Annotated in this window: 14 protein-coding genes; 3 read left to right on the forward strand and 11 right to left on the reverse strand. The window is 68.3% G+C overall.

What is annotated here, in order from left to right; all coding sequences use genetic code 11:
- Nucleotides 1-18 precede the first annotated feature (18 nt).
- The 7 genes from fahA to HRJ34_RS24945 are packed head-to-tail and all read right to left on the reverse strand — an operon-like array spanning nucleotide 19 to nucleotide 6850.
- A complete protein-coding gene (gene fahA, locus HRJ34_RS24915; RefSeq protein WP_208632752.1) occupies nucleotides 19-1308 on the reverse strand; it encodes a fumarylacetoacetase in 1290 nt (429 codons plus the stop codon).
- Nucleotides 1305-2426, reverse strand: a complete 1122-nt coding sequence (locus HRJ34_RS24920) for an FAD-dependent monooxygenase (RefSeq protein WP_208632753.1) — start codon at nucleotides 2424-2426, stop codon at nucleotides 1305-1307. The genes fahA and HRJ34_RS24920 overlap by 4 nt, the downstream gene beginning before the upstream one ends.
- Nucleotides 2427-2431: 5 nt before the next feature.
- Nucleotides 2432-3550 carry an amidohydrolase family protein gene (locus tag HRJ34_RS24925; protein WP_208632754.1) on the reverse strand — a complete coding sequence of 373 codons (1119 nt, stop codon included), beginning with the start codon at nucleotides 3548-3550 and terminating at the stop codon, nucleotides 2432-2434.
- Nucleotides 3547-4107 carry a cupin domain-containing protein gene (locus HRJ34_RS24930; RefSeq protein WP_208632755.1) on the reverse strand — a complete coding sequence of 187 codons (561 nt, stop codon included), beginning with the start codon at nucleotides 4105-4107 and terminating at the stop codon, nucleotides 3547-3549. Before HRJ34_RS24930 ends, HRJ34_RS24925 begins: the two co-directional genes overlap by 4 nt.
- Nucleotides 4104-5081, reverse strand: a complete 978-nt coding sequence (locus HRJ34_RS24935; protein WP_011952522.1) for a fumarylacetoacetate hydrolase family protein — start codon at nucleotides 5079-5081, stop codon at nucleotides 4104-4106. Before HRJ34_RS24935 ends, HRJ34_RS24930 begins: the two co-directional genes overlap by 4 nt.
- Nucleotides 5082-5094: 13 nt before the next feature.
- The gene (locus tag HRJ34_RS24940) at nucleotides 5095-6000 is read right to left on the reverse strand and encodes a VOC family protein (protein ID WP_011952521.1); all 906 of its coding nucleotides are present in this window, start codon (nucleotides 5998-6000) and stop codon (nucleotides 5095-5097) included.
- 31 nt (nucleotides 6001-6031) lie between these two features.
- Nucleotides 6032-6850 carry an acetoacetate decarboxylase family protein gene (locus HRJ34_RS24945; protein WP_208632756.1) on the reverse strand — a complete coding sequence of 273 codons (819 nt, stop codon included), beginning with the start codon at nucleotides 6848-6850 and terminating at the stop codon, nucleotides 6032-6034.
- Between the two features lie 266 nt (nucleotides 6851-7116).
- Here HRJ34_RS24945 and HRJ34_RS24950 point away from each other — a divergent pair, with 266 nt between their 5' ends.
- The 3 genes from HRJ34_RS24950 (at nucleotide 7117) to HRJ34_RS24960 (ending at nucleotide 11656) form a co-directional block, all read left to right on the forward strand.
- Entirely contained in the window at nucleotides 7117-7767 is a 651-nt protein-coding gene (locus HRJ34_RS24950; RefSeq protein WP_011952519.1) for a TetR/AcrR family transcriptional regulator, read from the forward strand.
- Nucleotides 7768-7873: 106 nt separating this feature from the next.
- Nucleotides 7874-9208: an MFS transporter gene (locus HRJ34_RS24955; protein WP_011952518.1), complete on the forward strand. Its 1335-nt coding sequence runs from the start codon at nucleotides 7874-7876 to the stop codon at nucleotides 9206-9208.
- Between the two features lie 168 nt (nucleotides 9209-9376).
- Entirely contained in the window at nucleotides 9377-11656 is a 2280-nt protein-coding gene (locus HRJ34_RS24960) for a TonB-dependent receptor (RefSeq protein WP_208632757.1), read from the forward strand.
- Between the two features lie 76 nt (nucleotides 11657-11732).
- Here HRJ34_RS24960 and HRJ34_RS24965 read toward each other — a convergent pair whose 3' ends face one another.
- The 4 genes from HRJ34_RS24965 to HRJ34_RS24980 form a co-directional block, all read right to left on the reverse strand.
- Nucleotides 11733-12821, reverse strand: coding sequence for an LLM class flavin-dependent oxidoreductase (locus tag HRJ34_RS24965; RefSeq protein WP_208632758.1), 1089 nt, complete (start codon nucleotides 12819-12821; stop codon nucleotides 11733-11735).
- Between the two features lie 121 nt (nucleotides 12822-12942).
- A complete protein-coding gene (locus tag HRJ34_RS24970) occupies nucleotides 12943-13683 on the reverse strand; it encodes a FadR/GntR family transcriptional regulator (protein WP_011952515.1) in 741 nt (246 codons plus the stop codon).
- Between the two features lie 136 nt (nucleotides 13684-13819).
- Nucleotides 13820-16093 carry a TonB-dependent receptor gene (locus HRJ34_RS24975; RefSeq protein ID WP_208632759.1) on the reverse strand — a complete coding sequence of 758 codons (2274 nt, stop codon included), beginning with the start codon at nucleotides 16091-16093 and terminating at the stop codon, nucleotides 13820-13822.
- Nucleotides 16094-16171: 78 nt separating this feature from the next.
- Nucleotides 16172-18325: a N,N-dimethylformamidase beta subunit family domain-containing protein gene (locus HRJ34_RS24980; protein WP_208632760.1), complete on the reverse strand. Its 2154-nt coding sequence runs from the start codon at nucleotides 18323-18325 to the stop codon at nucleotides 16172-16174.
- Between the last annotated feature and the right edge of the window lie 9 nt (nucleotides 18326-18334).

Consider the following 18334-nt stretch of genomic DNA (forward strand, 5'->3'; position numbering starts at 1 on the left):
GCGCGAAAGGCGCGGCGCTCATGCGACTACCCTTCCGTCGCAGCGGCCCAGACCGATCGACCGGAATCCCGGAGCCGACGCCACCGCGCTCAACCGGATCTCGTCGCCGTCTTCGAGGGCGAGGCGGTTCTGCCCGTCGGGGAGCGTGATCGGGTCCTTCCACCCGCGCGTCATCTCCATCAGGCTGCCGAGCCCCGAGGGAACGGGGGCGGAGATCGTGCCGCTGCCCAGCAGGTCGCCGGGTTCGAGGTTGCAGCCGCCGACGCTGTGATGGGCGACGAGCTGCGCCGGCGTCCAATACATGTGCGACGCATGGGAGCGCGCGATCGGGACGGCCTCCGTGCCGCCGCGCGGCAGCAGGTCGACATGGAGGTCGAGCGACAGCGCGCCATGCGCCTGGTCGGCCGCGTCGAACAGATAGGGCAGGGGAGCGGGGTCGCCCTCGGGCCGCGCCGGCTGGGCAATGCGGAACGGCGCCAGCGCCTCGGCCGTCACCACCCAGGGGGAGATGGTCGTGTGGAAATTCTTGGCGAGGAAGGGGCCGAGCGGCTGATATTCCCAGGCCTGGACGTCGCGCGCGGACCAGTCGTTGAGCAGGCAGATGCCGACCAGGCTGTCGGGCGCGCGCTCGATCGGCAGTGCTTCGCCGGGGCGGTTGGCCGCGCCGACCCAGAAGCCCAACTCCAGTTCGAAGTCGAGCCGCCGGGTGGGGGCCAGCTCGGGCGCCGTCCCCTCGGCGGTCCTGACCTGCCCGGAGGGACGGCGGACGGGGACGCCCGATATCCGGACCGAAGAGGCGCGCCCGTGATAGCCGATCGGGACATGCTTGTAGTTGGGCAACAGCGGGCTGTCGGGGCGGAACACGCTCCCGAGGTTCACCGCATGGTGGATGCCTGTGTAGAAATCGGTGTAGTCGCCGATCCGCGCCGGCATGTGCAGCTTGCAGGCGGACGCGCGATGGAGATGCGGCTCGATCGCCCGGCGCTCGTCCTCGCGGGTCAGCAGCGACGAAAGCCGGCGCCGCAACGCCAGCCGCTGCTCCGGTCGCAGTGCCATATAGGCGTTGAGCGAGGGTTGCGACAGCGCGGCGCGGCCGTCGTCGGGCAGCAGGCCGGCGATGGCGGCGAGGTCGAGGACATGCCCGCCGATCGCGACGCCGACGCGCGGATTGCCACCGCCGGTCGAGACGATGCCGAGCGGCAGGTTCTGGACCGGAAAGTCCTGATGGTCGTCGGCGCCCTCGACCCAGCTCGACAGCGCGGGATCGTGGGTTTCGTCGATCGCGGGATAGCGCATCGATAGCGTCATGCCGGCTCCTGGATCATCTCGTAGATCGAGCGCGACAGGGCGCGCTGGTCGGCGACCGGCGCGTGGCGCATCTCGAGTTCGCCGAGCGCCACCGAGCCCTCGACGACGTTGCGGCACCGGTCGAAGCGGCGATCGGTGAAGGCCTCGACCAGCTCGCCGGCCGGCAATCCTTCGCGCACCAGTTCGCCCAATACGACGCCGTCCTCGATCGCCAGCCCGGCGCCGAAGCCGACATGGGGCGTCGTCGCATGCGCGGCGTCGCCGATCAGCAGTACATGCCCCCGATACCAGGGACGGGGCATCACCAGCGTTTCGAGCGGGCGGTAATTGATGCTGGAGTCCGGCCCGAGCCCTTCCCGCACCGTGGCGACATGGCCGCCGAACCCGGCGAGCTTCGCGCGCAGCAGCTCGGGCCAGTCCTGTTCGTCATACCAGGGGTTGTCGGGCACCGTCTCCAGCAGGAACAGGTACATCTGGTCCGGCGAGACCGGATTGAGGCCCACCTTGTGCTGCCCGCCGAGGAACAGGATGCTGGTGTGCACCGACGGCGGCCGCGGCGCGATCGCCCGCCAGCAGCCCTGGCCGGTGAATTCGGGGCCCGGCGCATCGGGGAACAGCTGCGCGCGGGTCGACGACATCAGCCCATCGGCCCCGATCGCCAGGTCGTAGCGCCCGGTCGTGCCGTCGCTGAACCGCACGGCGACGCCGTCGCGATGCTCGGTCCATTCGGCGACGGTCAGCGCGGGGATGCATTCGACCCCGGCCTTGCGGGCGGCGGCGACCATGATCCGATGGACGACCGGGCGCAGGATGCCGCCCAGCACCGGCACGTCGGGACCGAACACCATCTCGGTGCTGCCGGTGGTGAGGAGCGTGCCGTCGCTGTCGCAGATGTCGGACATGCCATGGACCGCGCCGGCCGCGACCACCTCGTCGAGCACGCCGATCGTCTTGAAGGCGCGCGCCGTCGCGCCGTTGAAGGTCAGGCCGGCGCCCAGCGCGCTCCAGTCCGGGTTGCGCTCGATCAGCCGGACCCTGCACCCGCCCTTCGCGAGCGCGACCGCCGCGGACAAGCCGCCCAGTCCGCCGCCGATGACGAGGACGCTCTCAACTGCCATTCGATCTATTCCTTCCTGAGGCCGGGCCCGGCGATGCCCAGAAGCTTGCGGGCGTTGCCGCCCAATATGGCCGCCTTGTCGGCGGCGCCGAGGCCGGGGACGGCATCGACCAGTCCGATGGGGTCGTAGTCGCCCATGTCGAACGGATAGTCGGTGCCGACGACGATGCGATCCGCGCCCACCGCATCGATCAGCGCGCGGAGCTCGGCGGGTTCGTAGACGAGGCTGTCGTACCAGATCCGGCGCAGATACGCGCTCGGCGGATGGGCGCAGCCGTCGCATTCGGGCCGCACCTTCCAGCCATGGTCGCTGCGCCCGGCATATTTGGGCAGATAGCCGCCGCCATGGACCGCGCAGAGCTTCAGCGCGGGGTAGCGGTCGAAATGGCCGCCCATGATCAGGCGCGACAGCGCGATCATGGTCTCCAGCGGCTGCCCGATGACGTTGGACAGATAATGCTCGTCCATCCGGGGGCCGACCGTGGTGCCGAGCGGATGCACCAGCACCAGCACGCCGAGCCGTTCGGCCTCTTCCCAGAAGGGTGCGAAGCGCGGGTCGTCGATGCCGTCGCCGTTGACCATGGTCGAGATCTCGACCCCGCGCAGGCCGAGGCCGCGCACCGCGTGGCGGAGCTGCTCGCGCGCGAGCAGGGGGTGTTGCAGCGCGACGCTGCCGAGGCCGACGAGGCGGTCGGGATGATCGGCGCACAGCGCGGCGATCCGTTCGTTGATCCGGGCGACCAGCGCCTCGCCGAGGTCGGCCGGCGCCCAATAATGATATTGGGTCGGCGAGGGGCTGATCGCCTGGACGTCGACCCCCATCGCATCCATGTCGGCCAGCCGCGTGTCGATGTCGGTCAGCGGCGGGCGGTAGGTGGTGCGGATCAGCGCGGCATTGTAGCGCGCCGTCGCCGCGGCGGCCTCGCTCGCCGCGGCGGGCGGGCGGGGGGCGTCCGGCGCCTCGGCGGCCATCGTCTCGACCTCGGCGACCAGGAAATGGCAATGCAGGTCGACCACGGCCGCGCCGCCGGCCCGGCGTCGCGGGCGGGCCGGCCGGGTCGGTAGCGGCTTGCGGCAGACGTGCAGGCCGTCCGTGCCGGGGGCCGCCCGAGTCCCGTCGCTCATTCAGGACGCCCGTCGATCAGGATGAACGCCACGCGCGCCATCGCGCGGGTGCGATTCTCCCAGCCATGGTTGGTGCCGCGCTGGATCAGCACGTCGCCGGCGTGGAGGTCGGTCTCGCCGTCGTCCATGATCGCGGTGATCGTGCCGGACAGGACGATCGCATAGTCGATCGACGCGGTGACGTGCATGCCGGGCTTGTCGTGCCGCGCTTCGTGATGCGCATCGGCGAACAGCGTGTTGAGCGAGGCCGAGGCCTGGCGCCGCCGCTCCTCCGGGTCCTCGGGACGCGGCGGGAAGTCGATGATCCGGAACACGGTGCCGAGCGGCGGCGGCTGGACGCCTTCATGCTCGGTGATCGTATCCTCGGCGTCGATCGGCGTCGGGGAGTCGATCGTCCGCCAGATATTGGCGCTGCGGAAACCCGGCCGGCCCGCGACGGTGTGGACCGCCGGGTTCTCGCCGTCCTCGCGGATGAAGGATCGCCCCCCGGCGTCGTTGGCGGTGACGACGCGCCGCACGGGAGGCAGGGCCGGCGGGAGGCTGGCGCCGGCGCTCATGCCGCGATCTCCGCCCGGCGGCGCGCGACGACGCGGTTGCGCTGTCGTCCGCAGGATTCCACCTCGGTCTCGACGATGTCGCCTTCCTTGAGGAATTCGCCCCGCTCCTGGCCGGTGCCGGCGGGGGTGCCGGTGGCGATCACGTCGCCGGGCAGCAGCGTCATCATCGACGAGGCATATTCGATCTGCTCCTCGATGCCGAAGGTCATGTCGCGCGAATTGCCGTCCTGCTTGAGCTCGCCGTTCACCCACAGGCGGATCGCGAGGTCGGCATGATCGGGCACGAACTGGCGCGGGGTCAGCAGCGGGCCGAGCGGCGCGAAGCTGTCATAGCTCTTTCCGCCGAGCCAGTCGGACCGGATGGTCGGGCGATCCTCGCGCCAGGTCCGGTCGCGGCAGGAGACGTCGTTTCCGGTCATGTAGCCGGCGATGTGGCGGTGCGCCTCGGCCGGGCGGATCGCAAGGCCCGGCGTGCCGATCACGACCATCAGCTCGGCCTCCCAGTCGATCCGCTCCATGCCGGGCGGCAGGATGATGTCGTCGAAGGCCCCGGTCGGCACGTTGATCTTGCCGAACATATAGGGGCGCAGCGGCGGCAGCTGCTTGCCCTGGTCGGCGAGCGGGATGTCGGGCGTGAAGGTCTTGCGCATGTTGCGGACATGGTCGCTGTAGTTCGCGGCCGCGAAGAGCATCTTGCCGACCCGGCCCGGCGGCGGGCAGGGGCGCAGACTCTCCACCGTGCCGAGCGAGAAGGCCTGGAGGCCGTCCGCCCGCGCGTGATCGGCCACGGCGGACAGGCGCTCGAAGGTCGCGTCCCAGTCGCCGAGCAGGTCGCTGATCGCCGCGAAGGGGGGCAGCGCCAGGCCCGCGCGCTCGGCGGCGGCGCGAAGGTCGAGCACCGCGCCCTCGATCACCAGCGCGGGGAGGGAGCCGTCGTCGCGGGCGAACGTGCCCAGTTGGAAAAAGGAAGACATCGTCGCTCCTGCCTTATCGTGTCGGGTTGAAGCTGGTGGACCAGGCGGCGGTGTTGCTGGGAACGAAGTCCCATTCGCGCACCTCCCAGTCGTCGTCGGCGCGATCCATGTCGGCGGTCAGCTCCATCGCGCCGCCGCAGGGACTCTCGAAATACCAGAAGTAGTTGGAGCCGATCAGGTGACGGCCCGGCCCCATCTTCGGGGTCCAGTCGCGGGCGAGCATCGTCTTTCCGCCGAGGACGACGTCGTTGAAGTCGTTGACGGCGAAGGCGATGTGGTGAAGCCCGCGCCGTTCGCCGCGGATCAGGAACAGATTGTGGTGGTAGCCCGATCCCTCGGCGCGCAGGAAGGCGCCGCGGCCTTCCCTGAACATGTCGCTGACCCGGAAGCCGAGCCGCTCGGTATAGAAGCGCGTCGCGGCGATCACGTCGGTCGAGAAGAGGACGACATGCGCCACCGAAGCCGGCCGGATCGGCTCGGCGAAGTCGATGCGCTGGTTGACCGGTCGGGCGGGCGGCGCGCCGTAGAGGTTGAGGCGCGGCGCCGGCGGCACATAGGCGTCGCGACGATCGACCCGGAAGGCGATGCCATAGCCGTCGTCGTCGCGGCTGTGCAGGACGCCGTCAGCGTCGAAGGCGGCGTCGCGGTCCTTCGCGAGCTCGTCGGCGATGCGGTCGAGCGTCGCCGCGTCATCGACGCCCCAGACGATCTCGCGCACCGTCGGCCCGTCGACGACCGCCGGGGGCAGCGCGGGATCGTCTGCGCGGCGGAGGTTGATCTCGGTGCCGTCGAGCGTCCGGAAGTCCGACCGGTCGGCGGCGGTGGTCGCCTCGGACAGGCCGAAATCGGTGTAGAAACGCCGGGCGGCGGCGAGGTCCTCGACCCCGAGGACGACGCTGTTCACGGCCTGGATGGGCATATCCGCTCTCCTTGATCTCTCTGGTCGGGCGTCAGCGCAGCACGCGCTGGTCCGACAGGTCCTTGGTCCCGCGGGATTCGATGATCGACGCGCCGCGCCATTCGACGACCGGCAATTCGGCGAGGCGGTTGACGATGTGGAACATGGTGGGAAGCTGCTCCCAGCTCGACCGGACGAAGGTCACCCGGCCCTGGCCACGCCATATGCGGTCGTAGCGGATCGTCGCCCCGCCCGCCGGGGTGAGCACCATCTGCTCGACGTCGGCGACGCCTTCGCGGGAAACCGCGGGGAAATAGCGATGATGGAGCACGCCCGCGAAATCGGGCGGCGGAGGGCCGGGCGGCGGCCCTTCGGCGAGGTCGTCGAATTCCATGCGGATGAAGCCATGGCCGTCCCACAGGGCGGAATATTCGCGCTTGCCGGCCAGGACCCGGGGCGGCGGCAGCTCGCAGAACAGCTTGGCGAAGCCCAGTTCCTCGCGGCCGCTGATGATCGGCTCGGCCCGGTTCTCCCAGAGCACCGGCAGGAAGGCGCCGCGCACCTGCTCCTCGGGCCCCTCATAGACCACCGGCACCTTGACCGAGAGGAGGCTATAGCTGCGCCCGGCCAGCCATTCGAGCGCGCGCAGCTCGACATGCTCGACGGTGACGACGGGATCGTCGTCGGGCCGGCAATGCGGCGGCATCAGGTCGAGCAGGGCGTCCCGGCGCGTCAGGAAGGAGATCGCCGCCGTCGTCCGCGGGGCGTCCGCATAGTCGTAGCGGCCGCCGTCCGGACCCTGGCGGGGACCGCATGTCGGACCGAAGACCACGGGCATCCGATAGCGTCGATTCTGATCCGTTTCCGCCATTCCGGGCCTCTCCGATCGATTTCCCAATTAAATTCCTTATTGAAGGAATAAATGGGTTTCCGGGACAATGCAAGCGCTGATTGAGTGGTCCGGAAACGGGAGGAATCCGCCGCAACCGGCCCTGTTCGCGCGGCCCGGATCGCGCGAAGCGCGTCAGTTTTTCTTCCGCCGAGGAATTGGAAGTCGACTCCTGTCGGCGCATGTTTCTATGCTTATGTCCAAGCGGCCCGGGCGGCCGCCCGGCAGGGACGGTAGAAGGAACAGGCATGGCAAAGACGGCACCCGCGACCGCCCCCCGGAAAAGAGGCCGGCCGGCGCGCAAGTCGAACGACGTCGGGCGCCAGGCGCTGGTCGATGCGGCGCGCAAGGTGCTGACCCGTGTCGAGCCCACCCTGCTCACCCGCCAGATGGTGGCCGAGGAGGCGGGCGTGGACCCCAACCTGGTCCGCTATTATTTCGGCAATATCGAAAACCTGCTGATGGAACTGGTCCGCGCCGCGCACAAATCGGCCCGCGCCGAGATGATGGCGCGGCGCATCGACTCGGACCCGGTCGAGCGGCTGCGCTACAGGATCACGCGCACCTTCCGGCTGTTCCACGATAATCCCTACCACCACAAGCTGGTCTCATCGATGCTCTATGGCGACGAGACCTCGGAAGCGCATGCCGAGTGGACGGAAATCCTCACCGGGTCGCTCGAGGATCTCCGCGAGATATTGAAGCTGGGGGAGGCGGCCGGCCTGATGCGCGCGGTCGATCCCCGCTATTTCCACTTCCTGATCATATCGGCCTGCGAATTCTGGGCCAGCAACAAGCCGGCGACCGGCATCGTGTTCAAGGAGGAAAATGCCGACTTCCAGGGCTATGCCGACTTCATATTCGATCTGGTGATGGAAGGGCTGCGGCCCCGCGCCTGAATCCAGGGTCCTTGACGGCGCCCTCCCAACCCGACAATTCTTTCTGAAAGGAATTGTCGGGTTGGCCGTTTCGGCCTCGCTTCCCCGGCAGCATGGGGAGGATGAAATGCTTCTGCACCCGGATAGTCGGCGCGCCGCGCCCACCGGCACGGCGCCATGGCGCGAATGGTGGCTGGTCGGGGTGCTGACCGTCGCGAGCATGCTCGCCTATATCGACAAGAATATCGTCTCCCTCATGGTCGTCTCGATCCAGAAGGACCTGGGCCTGCGCCCGGCGCAGGTGACGCTCGCGCTCGGCACGGCCTTCGCGATCGCCAACATCCTGATCAGCATTCCGGCGGGCTGGCTCGCCGATCGCGTGCAGCGGCGATCGATCGTCGCGGTCGCGATCCTGCTCTGGTCGGCGATGGCGATCGCCTGCGGCAACGTCACCGGCTTCGTCACCCTGTTGCTGGCGCGCGCCGGCGTGGGCCTGGCGGAGGGGCTGTTGCCGCCCGCCTGCTATTCGATGATCGGCGACGGGGTGTCGCCGCAGCGGCGCGCGCGGGCGTTGGGCGTCTTCTCGATGTCGAACCTGGTCGGGACCGGGCTCGCCTTCCTGGGGGGCGGGCTGCTGCTCGGGCTGCTCGGGCGGGTCGACTATTCGGGCCTGCCGCTGGTCGGGCACCTGCCGCCCTGGGGACTCGCGCTGGTGATCACCGGCGCCCTGGGCTTTCCGCTGCTGTTGCTGGTCTTCCTGTTCCGCGAGCCGAAGCGCCACGAGGCGGCCGGCGACCAGGCGGCGGCGAGCCCGGAGCCGCCAAGCTGGAGCGAGGTGCTGCGCGCGCTGGCCGCGCGGCGCGGCATGCTCGTTCCGCTCGCCATCTTCTCGGTCGCGCATGCGATGCTGACCAACTCGGTCAACCTCTGGATCGCGCCGCTGCTGATGGGCCGGTTCGGCCTGACGCCGGCCCAGATCGGGACGCTGAGCGGCGCGCTCCTGCTGACCGCCGGGCCGATCGGCCTCTTCGTCGCCGGCGCGGTGATCGATCGCCTCAACCGCCAGGGCCGCCACGGCGCCCAGCTGATCGCGCTGGTCGTCGCGGCGATCATGCTGCCCTGCGCGATATTCCACGGGCTCGCCGCCACCCAGGCCAGCTTCTGGTTCTGGCAGGCGCTGCTCCTGCTGGTCGCGACCACCTATCTGCTGGTGACGTCGAGCATCGTCACGCGTGAACTCCCGCCCGCCATGGTCGGGCGCGCGATCGCCATCTTCCTGTTGCTCCAGGGACTGCTGGGCGTCGGCCTCGCGCCGACCCTGACCGCGCTCGCGATCGAGACGGTCTTTGCGGGGGACGCGCAGCCGATCGGCCATGCGATGGCGACCATGCACGGCGCTTATGCCGCCGTCGCGCTGGTCGCGGCGATCGTGATGTTCCGGCGCGGCCGGGCGCTGCGGTGAAATAATTTCCCTTTTATTTTCTCTCTAGAAAGAATATTGTTGACCGGCCGCGTCAGTTGGCTAGACAGCCAATTGTCAGGAGTCGGAACCGGACGTCGCGGGCACAGCCCGATCGCCCGGCCGAGCTGGAAAAGCTGACGAAGTTCAGTGCAATCGAGGGAGTGGGAAATGGGCAGCAGCAAATTCGTCCGCGGCGCATCGCTGATCGCCATCGCCGGCGCTTTCGCGGCGGTGCCGCCGGCCTATGCGCAAGGCCAGGCCGGGGTCGAGGCGCAATCGGGGCAGGATGGTTCGTCCGGCGGGCTGGAGGAGATCGTCGTCACCGCCCAGAAGCGTTCGGAAAACGCCCAGAAGGTCGCCGCGACGGTCACCGTGGTCAATGCGGAGGCGCTCGTCGCCGGCGGCGTCACCGATCTTCGCGGCGTCGCCAGCTTCCTGCCGATGACCAATCTCAGCCAGGAGAACGTGGTCACGCAGGCCTTCATCCGCGGCATCGGCCAGACCAGCGACGCGGAGACCAACGACCCCGCCGTCGCCACCAATATCGATGGCGTCTACCAGTCGCGCTATACCCTGTCGGGATCGATGTTCGACATCGAGCGGGTCGAGGTCCTGGCCGGTCCGCAGGGCACGCTGTATGGCCGCAACGCGGCCGGCGGCGCGATCAACATCACCACCAAGCTGCCGCAGTTCACGCCCGGCGGCGAGGCCCGGTTCGAGATCGGCAACTATAACCGCTTCCACGGCTTCGGCGCGATCAACGTCCCGCTCTCGGAGCAGGTGGCGCTGCGCGGCGCCGTCGATTATCTGCGCCACGACGGCTACCTCTCCAACGGGCAGAACGCGAAGGACAATCTCGCCGCGCGCCTGACCGCGCTGATCGAGCCCGACAGCGACCTGACGATCGTGCTGCGCGGCGAGTATCAGCATACCGGCGGCGACGGCGACGGCATCGTGCTACGCCCGCTCCTCAAGAAGAGCGATCCCTGGTTCCAGCCCGAGATTCCCGGCGAGGACTTCTACGTCCATCGCAAGGTCTACAAGGGCAATGCCGAGATCAAATATCAGGTCGGCGGACCGGCCAATCTCTCGGTCACCTATATTCCGGCCTATACCTATTACGACCTGAGCTACCGGTCGCCGATCGGCTACAACCAGCGCTATTATCCGAACCCGGGCGTCGCCGGGAACCCGTTGACCGGCTTCGCCGGCGCGCTGGAGAATCTCGGCGATACCGGCCGGCAGCTCACCAACGAGCTGCGCCTGGCGGGCGATACCGGCCGGCTCAACTTCGTCCTGGGCCTGTTCCAGTTCCGCCAGTCCGCGCACGGCCCGGGCGTTTCGTTCGAGATCTACAATCCGGGGGTCTTCTCGGGCGGCTCGTTCAGGCCGTACAGCTTCGCCTCGGGCGGCCCGCAGAACGATCTCAACGTCGTCACCAACTCGAAGGCGATCTTCGGGCAGGCGACCTATGCGGTCACCGATGCCCTGCGGTTCACCGTCGGCGGCCGATATTCTTGGGACAAGCGGCATGCCGACGGCGTGTCCCAGGGGCTCGTCCCGATCGCGAACATCGCGCTGCCGCCGATCGTCTACGACCTGCGCCTGTCGGATAACCGGTTCGACTGGAAGGTCGGCGTGGAGGCCGACGTCGCGCCGCATTCGATGGCCTACGCCACCGTGCAGACCGGCTATATCGGCAGTGGCTTCAACATCACCTCGAACGCCGCCGCCTCGACCTTCAAGCCGGAGACGCTCACCGCCTATACCGTCGGCCTGAAGAATTCACTGTTCGGCAACTCGCTGCGCCTCAACCTCGAGGCCTTCTATTATGACTACCGCCAGTTGCAGGTGTCGGCCTACAACAGTGCGTCGGGTTCGGCGCTCCTCTACAATGTGCCGAAGTCGGAGATTTACGGCCTTCAGGTCGACACGACCTGGAAGGCGGGGCCGAACACGACGTTCACCGCGAACCTCGGTTATCTCCATGCCACGATCAAGCGGGGCGTGCTGCCACCGGGCGCCGTCTATACCTGCGGGGTTCCGGGCGCCATTCCGGCCGAACTGTGCAACGGCAACAGCCTGATCGACTATTCGGGCTTCACCCTTCCCAATGCGCCGCGCTGGTCGGGGTCGACCTCGGTCACGCAGATCTTCCCGCTGGCGTCGGGCGCCGCGATCGAAGCGCGCGGATCGATGAACTTCGAATCCAAGTCCTGGGGCCTGTTCTCGCATCTGGAAGGGCTCGACAAGCCGGCCTTCGCGAAGATCGACGCGTCGCTCACCTACCGGTCGAGCGACGAGCGCTGGGCGCTGGGCCTGTGGGTTCGCAACCTGACCAACAACGCGCGCTACGTGACCCCGACCACGACCAACGTCTACGGGCTGAACACCTGGTTCATCGATGCGCCGCGGACGGCAGGCGTGAAGGCCGAGCTGTCCTTCTAGGAGAGGCTCACGGGAGGGGGCGTTCGATCACGTTCCCCTCCCGATCGGCTGCGGATGGATCGTCGGCCTGTTCCGCTCAGGCCAGCGCCTCGGCCGCCAAGGCCGGCATCACCTCCTGGGCGAAGCGGCGGAGCCAGCGACGGCGCGGCTCGACCGGCACGCCCGGCGTCGCGACATGGATGAGGAAGGTGTCGAAGCCGATATCCTGATATTGCCGCAGCCGCCTCGTCACGGTCTCGGGCGAGCCGATGAGCTGCCACTGGCACCAGTCCGGGATATTGGCCGGATCGCATCGCGCCTTGAGTTTCGAGAAGATGCCGCTCCACGCCTTGTAGGTCCGTAGCGTCTCCCAGTTGTTGGCGTCGGCCTCATAATGATCGACCTGGGCCCGCATGAAGCGGGGGATGTAGGTCTGCGCCTCGCGGATCGCTTCCTCGTCGGTGTCCCCGATGATGCAGTTGATCATGATCGGCAGCCGCGCCGCGCCGGTGTCGAAGCCGTTGGCGGCGGCCGCGCGCTTCCAACTGACGATCGTGTCGCGCTGCATGTCCCAATCGCCGATCGTCGTGCAGATCGGCGGCAGGCCCATGTCCGCCATGCGCTCGGCCGTGCCGGGGCTTCCGATCGCGCCGTAGAAGTGGATCGAGCGGCGGCGCTGTTCGGACAGGACCGGCCGGAGGACGACCTCGCGCGGCATGTCGATCAGCTTGCCCTGCACCCGGAACGGACCGCCGGCGAGCCCCGAGCGGATGATCTCCCAAGTGTCGCGGAACCGGTCCTGCGCTTCGTCCATCTGGATGCCCAGCGCGTCATATTCGAACTTGGCGGTGCCCCGGCCCATGCCGAGATGGAGCGGCGCGTCGGTGATCGAGGCGAGCTGGGCGATGTCCTCCGCCAGCCGCAGCGGATCGTGCCACGGCGTCACCAGCACGCAGGTCCCCAGCCCCAGCCGAGGGAAGCGCGCCGACAGGTTGGACAGCAGCGCCAGGGGATTGGGGGTGGGGAAATAGTCGCTGAAATGATGTTCGATCAGCCACACGCTGTCATAGCCCAGCGCCTGCCCATATTCGCAATCCCCGAACAGCGCTTCATAGGCCTGCTTGTCCGGCGTTCCCGGCGCTTCGACGGCGGTGGCGACAAATCCGAAACTGGCAGGCAGGGTCATGCGGGTCTCCTCTAATGGTTTAAGAGATAGACCAATAGCCCATATGAGTCAAAGCAAAAGGATTCCGTGGCGGCAGGTCCGCTATCGGGCCGGAATATCCTGTGGGTGGCTTTGGGGGGCCTCAGCGCGTGCGGAGGCGATCGTTCAGATAGCCGCGAAGCGTGGCCAGGGTTTCCTGGATATGGTCGCCCATCGCCGCCTCGGCTTCGGCGGCGTTGCCTGTCTCGATCGCATCGAACAGCCGGCGATGGCCGTTGTTCGCATCGGGCTCGATCCGCATGAACACATTGCCGATCGGCAGGAAGCGCCGCACCCACGCATCCTCCACCGCCTGCGCGATGAAGCCGTTGCGGCTCGCCTCGGCGATCCCGAGGTGGAAGGCGGAATCGGCCGAGGTGAAGCGGGCCACGGTGTTCGAGTCATTATGTTCGGCGACGCCGCCGACGATCGCCTCCATGCGTTGCAGCGCCTCCGATATCTTGCGGAGGTCCTCGGCGGTGCGCCGCCGGGCGGCGAAGCGGGCCGCGGCGCACTCGTTGGCCAGGCGGAATTCGTAGAGCTGCTCGAGCTGGTCGAAGCGGCTGGCGATCATCGCCTTGAGCTGGTCGGCGGGCACCTCGTTGTTCAGCACGACCAGGCCGCCCATCGCGCCGCGCCGGCTTTCCACCAGGCCTTCGCCCTCGAGCGCGCGAATCGCCTCGCGCAGCACGGTGCGCGAAACGCCTAGCTGGAGCGCCAGGGCGCGCTCGGGCGGCAGCTTGTCGCCGGGAAGATAGCGGCCCAGTTGCAGCGCCCGCCGAATATGCTCCGCGACCACTTCATAGGTCGCCGTATGCCGTACCGGACCGAAGCTCTGGACCAAGCTGCTCTCCCTTCGGAGCCCGCCCGATCGATGGGAATGGCGAGCCTGCCCTCGCTATAGGGACAGCAGGCTCGCTTTGGCAATGATTTTGCCTATGGTCGACCAATGGCCCAATGCCGCGCGAGGCGGCAGGGGGTCAGAAGCTCGATCGCATTTCGATGCCGATGGTGCGCGGCTGGTTCACGACGACGCGCGCCCGCCCCGGCGTCTCGACCGAGATCGATCGGTTGTCCGCCAGATTGGCGCGCCGGTCGCCGAGGTTCTTGCCGAACAGCGCGAGTTCGTAGCGGGACCAGGTGACGGCGAGGCGCGCGTCCCACAGCTCATAGGGTGCCCGACGGCGCGGATTGAACGGATCGTTGTTCGCGCTGAAGCTCTCGCCGACATAGCTGTAGCCGATCCGCGTCGACAGATGGGCGTCGTCGCCGATCGCGGTCGTGTAGGTCAGCGAGACCGACGAGGTCCAGTCGGGGACCTGTAGCACGCGATCGCCCTTGCGGAGCGCCGAGATGCTGCCCGCCTTGCTGATGCGCGCGTCGATATAGCCCAGCGCGGCATCGAGTTCGAGACCGGGCAGCGGCCGTGCCTGGAGCTCGATCTCGAAGCCCTTGCTTCGCGCCGCGCCGGCATTGGCGCGGAACTGATAGCCGCAGGGGGGCAGGATCTGCTGCTGGATGTTCTTCCAGTCGATGTAGAAGGCCGCGCCGTTGACGACCAGCTTGCGGCCGAACCAGCTCGTCTTCGCGCCGAGCTCATAGCTCCACAGGCTGTCCGCCTTGTAGAATTTGGCGGCGCTGAGCGAGGTGCCGAGCGCCGCGAGGTCGGCGGCGCAGCCGAGGGCGGGGGAGGGGGGCACCGCCGGGCTCACGCCGCCGGGGCGAAAGCCGCGCGCCGCGGTCGCGTAGATCATGTCGTCCGGGGTGAGCTTCCAGCTCAGTTGCGCCTTGGGATTGACCCCCGACTGGCGCAGCCGGAAGGGCCTGCCGGTCGGGAAGACGCCGCCCGTCGCGGCATCGGCGAGATCCTCGATCCGGCCGCCGGCGGCGAGTCCGTCCTGGAAGCCGAGGTTCGTCGTCGTGATCCGATACCAGCGCAGGCCGGCGGTGGCGCTCAGGCCATGGCCCAGCTTGTAGGTCGCCTCGCCGAAGACGGCGGGTTCCCTGACGGTGTTGCGATAGGCGTCGCTGAAGAACAGGTCCGACCCGAGCGCGCCGCCGGTGGCGGCATCGAGACCGGCCGTCGGCACCGGCGGATAATATTCGCCGTCCCGCGTCCAGGAATAATAGCCGCCCAGCACGTAGCTCAACGCGCCCTCGTCCGACGACACCAGCCGGATCTCCTGGACGAAGCGCTTGAAGGGGACGCCCTGGTCGATCGCGGCGGGCAGGGGGGCTGCGCCGAACGGGTCGAGGAAGAAGGCCGAGATGACGCCGGTCTGGTCCTCGGTCTCATAGACGCGGCGGTTGAAATAGGAGGTCGACGAGATCAGGCTGGCGCTCCCCAGGTCGTAATGGGCGTCGAGGCTGGCGAGATACCAGCGGTCCGATCCGCCTTCGGCGATGTCGAAGGGGCGCCGCTGCACCAGATCGCGCGGGTTGAGGTCGGCCGGAGTGGCGTCGGCATAGGGAAAGCCGTTGGCGACGCTCTTCTGGTAGAGCAGCCGGGGCGTGATCGAGAGCCGGTCGGTCGGTTCCAGCCGCACGGAAAGCGCGCCGCCCCAGGATTTGGTCCGCCCGATATTGTCGTGTCGCCCCGGCGCGCCGTTGCTCCCCTGGGCGAACTGGCGCTCGAAGAAGCCGGCGTCATATTGATAGAAGGCCGAGGCCCGCAGCGCCGCCTTGTCGCCCAGCGGCAGGTTGATCGCGCCGTCCGCAGCATAGTTGGGCCGGTCGGTGTGCCGGGTCGTGCCGAGGCTCGCATGGATGCGGCCGGCGGTCTCGCCGAGCTGGGGCTGCTTGGTGATCATGCGGACCGTGCCGCCCATCGAGCGCGCGCCATAGAGGGTTCCCTGCGGCCCGCGCAGCACCTCGACGCGGTCGACGTCGACGATCTTGGGATCGATCGAGTCGATGACCGGGGTTTCGTCGAGGTAGAAGCCGGTGGTGTTGTCGCCGGAGATGCCGCGCAGCGAGATGGTCCGCGCGCTGAACGAGCCGTCGCCGGTATAGCCGAAGCCGAGATTGGGGATCGACGCGGCATAGTCGATGAAGGTCGACGCCGATCGCTGTTCGAGCGAGGCCGCGCCGATCGCGCTGATGCTGAGCGGGACGTTCTGCAGCGTGTCGGATCGCTTGGTGGCGGTGACGATGATGTCGCCGCCACCGTCGACGGCGCCCTGCGCCATGAGCGGCGCCGAAGGGCAGCCTATCATCACCATGGTGACGCCGATGGCGCGCTTCCGAAAGCCCATCTCACTCCCCTCCCTATTTTATTGGTTATAATAATAGACCATTAAACCAAAGGAGACGCAATAGGCAAGATCGCCCAGTCAGGCGCGGCTGAAATGCGTCACCACATTCCTGAGAATTCTCGAGATATTGTTCTGATAGCCGTTGAACGACAGGCAGGAGCAGAAGCTGATCGAGCCGACCGAAAAGACGGCGCCGCCTTCGGGACATTCGAAATAGACCATGTCGGAGCGCACCTCGTCGTTGACGGTGCCGCCGTCGAACGGGGTGGTGAAGAAGGTCTCCTCCCGGACATATTGGTAGCTGTCGCTGAAGCCGGTCGACGATGCGAGGACGAGGGCGTGGGCCGGGGTGCCCAGGCGTTCGTCGACCCTGTCCACCTCATAGCCCGCCGCGCCATAGCCGAGCGTCAACGCCGGGAAGTCCCCGAGCAGTTCGTCGTCGACCCCTTCGAAGATGAAGGCGGCGCGGGGATCAAGGCTGGCGGCGGTCCGCCGATAGGGCGCGCCGCGATCGAAGCCCTGCGACGCCATGCCGACGCCGACATAGCGTTGCGGCGGGCGGCCGCGATCCTTCCACAGGCCGCCATGCTCGCCGGTGAGGCTGATGATCGCCTCCCCTCCCGCCGCCTTCCAGCTTTCGCTGCCGCCGCGGCGCCGGATCTCGATGATGTCGCCGGTCTCGTCGAGCGCCGCGACCCAGTAGAGGCCGTTGCCCGAAAGATAGACCACGCGGCCGCCGCCGTCGCGATAGGCTTCGAGGCCGTCGAGCATCGGGGCGGTCCAATATTCCGCATGGGTGCCGGTCAGCACCGTCTTGTAGGAGCGCAGCAGCGCCGCGCCCTCCTTATGAAGCTGATGGTCGGTCACCACGTCATAGGCGATGCCCATCTCCTCCAGCCAGTCGACCAGATGGAGGTCGGCCGCGAGCTGGTGCGGCGCGTCGTAGAGCCGGCAGCGATGCAGCGGGTTCATCGAGGTGAGGTTGGGCCGACGGATGGTCGACATGCAGCGGCCCGATCCATCGTCATGCCGGTCGTAGAGGCTCAGCAGGCGATGCTCGGCCAGATAGGCATAGTCTTCCGCCTGGAGGTGGCGGTTGCGCAGCGGCGTCAACGCGCCGAGCAGCTCCGGCTCCAGCGCCTCGTTCGAATAGGCGAGATAGCTGACCGTCGGGATCAGCAGCGCGACGGGCGCGGTCGCGCGGCCGGGCCTGGCGGTCACGAGGAAGCCGACATGGCGCCGTTCGTCGCCGGAACGGAGTTCGGCGGCATAGACGCCCGGTTTCAGGTCCTCGGGAATCCGATAGCGGAAGCTCGTCTCCCAACGGCAATCCTCGAGATCGTCGGCATGGAAGTGGATGGCGTCATATTCGTCCGGCGCATCGACATAGCGATCGGCGTTGGCCTTCCAGCGGGCGCCGGTGACGCCGCGCGTCGGCCGATTGACCACCTCGCCATGTCGATCGAAGCCCGACAGGTCGACCGCGCGCCGGCCGTCGACCTCGATCCCCAGATGCCATCGGATCGCCGGCGCGTCGGGCGAAGTCCCCGCCGCCAGCTTCGCCATGGTGGCCGGGTCGACGCGGCCCGCCACGATCGCGATGTCGCCGATCTTGCCGTTGAACCCGCCGCGCGGGCGATAGAGGGATGCCTCCCGCGCCGCGCCGACCAGCAGGGGCCCCGTCGCGGCGGCGGGCTGCCCCTGCTGCACGAAGCGGTGTTCCTGCCGGCCCGGGACGAAGGCCTGCGGGACGACGATCAGCTCGATCCGTCCGTCCCGATCGCGGCTGATCGCCACCCGGTGCCAGCGGTGCGGTTGGATCGGCTCGCTGCGCAGTTCGGCGGCGCCGCTGCGCCAGATGACCGCGCCGTCCGCGCCGAGATACAGCCCATAGCCCTGGCCCCGGCCGTCGGACCGGCAGAGCAGTCCCTGCTCGTCCGGTCCCGGCAGCGTGGCCCAGAGGCTCAGGCCCGCCATCATCGCCCCATCGTCGAAATCGGCGTCGGGGTCCCAGCGCAGATAGGAGCCGAGGTCGATGCCCTGCACCCCCGCCGGCAGGCGGTCGGCGATGTCCGCCACCGTTTCCGCGCGGAAACCCGGCCCGCGCGGATTGGTGTCGCCATGACGCAGGCGGACGATGCGCGCCGCATAGTCCGCCGTGGCGCTGACCTTGAAGCCCAGCTCCTCGCCCGGCAGTGCTTCCCAGCGGTCGGCATAGCCGATGAGCGTCATGGCGCGATC

Origin of the sequence: Rhizorhabdus wittichii (assembly GCF_017607425.1) — a bacterium.
GTDB classification, from domain to species: domain Bacteria; phylum Pseudomonadota; class Alphaproteobacteria; order Sphingomonadales; family Sphingomonadaceae; genus Rhizorhabdus; species Rhizorhabdus wittichii.

Coding starts and splice junctions, on each gene's coding strand:
- fahA (WP_208632752.1), bottom strand. CDS start 1,308: ATGACGCTATCGATGCGCTATCCCGCGATCGACGAAACCCACGATCCC.
- HRJ34_RS24920 (WP_208632753.1), bottom strand. CDS start 2,426: ATGGCAGTTGAGAGCGTCCTCGTCATCGGCGGCGGACTGGGCGGCTTG.
- HRJ34_RS24925 (WP_208632754.1), bottom strand. CDS start 3,550: ATGAGCGACGGGACTCGGGCGGCCCCCGGCACGGACGGCCTGCACGTC.
- HRJ34_RS24930 (WP_208632755.1), bottom strand. CDS start 4,107: ATGAGCGCCGGCGCCAGCCTCCCGCCGGCCCTGCCTCCCGTGCGGCGC.
- HRJ34_RS24935 (WP_011952522.1), bottom strand. CDS start 5,081: ATGTCTTCCTTTTTCCAACTGGGCACGTTCGCCCGCGACGACGGCTCC.
- HRJ34_RS24940 (WP_011952521.1), bottom strand. CDS start 6,000: ATGCCCATCCAGGCCGTGAACAGCGTCGTCCTCGGGGTCGAGGACCTC.
- HRJ34_RS24945 (WP_208632756.1), bottom strand. CDS start 6,850: ATGGCGGAAACGGATCAGAATCGACGCTATCGGATGCCCGTGGTCTTC.
- HRJ34_RS24950 (WP_011952519.1), top strand. CDS start 7,117: ATGGCAAAGACGGCACCCGCGACCGCCCCCCGGAAAAGAGGCCGGCCG.
- HRJ34_RS24955 (WP_011952518.1), top strand. CDS start 7,874: ATGCTTCTGCACCCGGATAGTCGGCGCGCCGCGCCCACCGGCACGGCG.
- HRJ34_RS24960 (WP_208632757.1), top strand. CDS start 9,377: ATGGGCAGCAGCAAATTCGTCCGCGGCGCATCGCTGATCGCCATCGCC.
- HRJ34_RS24965 (WP_208632758.1), bottom strand. CDS start 12,821: ATGACCCTGCCTGCCAGTTTCGGATTTGTCGCCACCGCCGTCGAAGCG.
- HRJ34_RS24975 (WP_208632759.1), bottom strand. CDS start 16,093: ATGGGCTTTCGGAAGCGCGCCATCGGCGTCACCATGGTGATGATAGGC.
- HRJ34_RS24980 (WP_208632760.1), bottom strand. CDS start 18,325: ATGACGCTCATCGGCTATGCCGACCGCTGGGAAGCACTGCCGGGCGAG.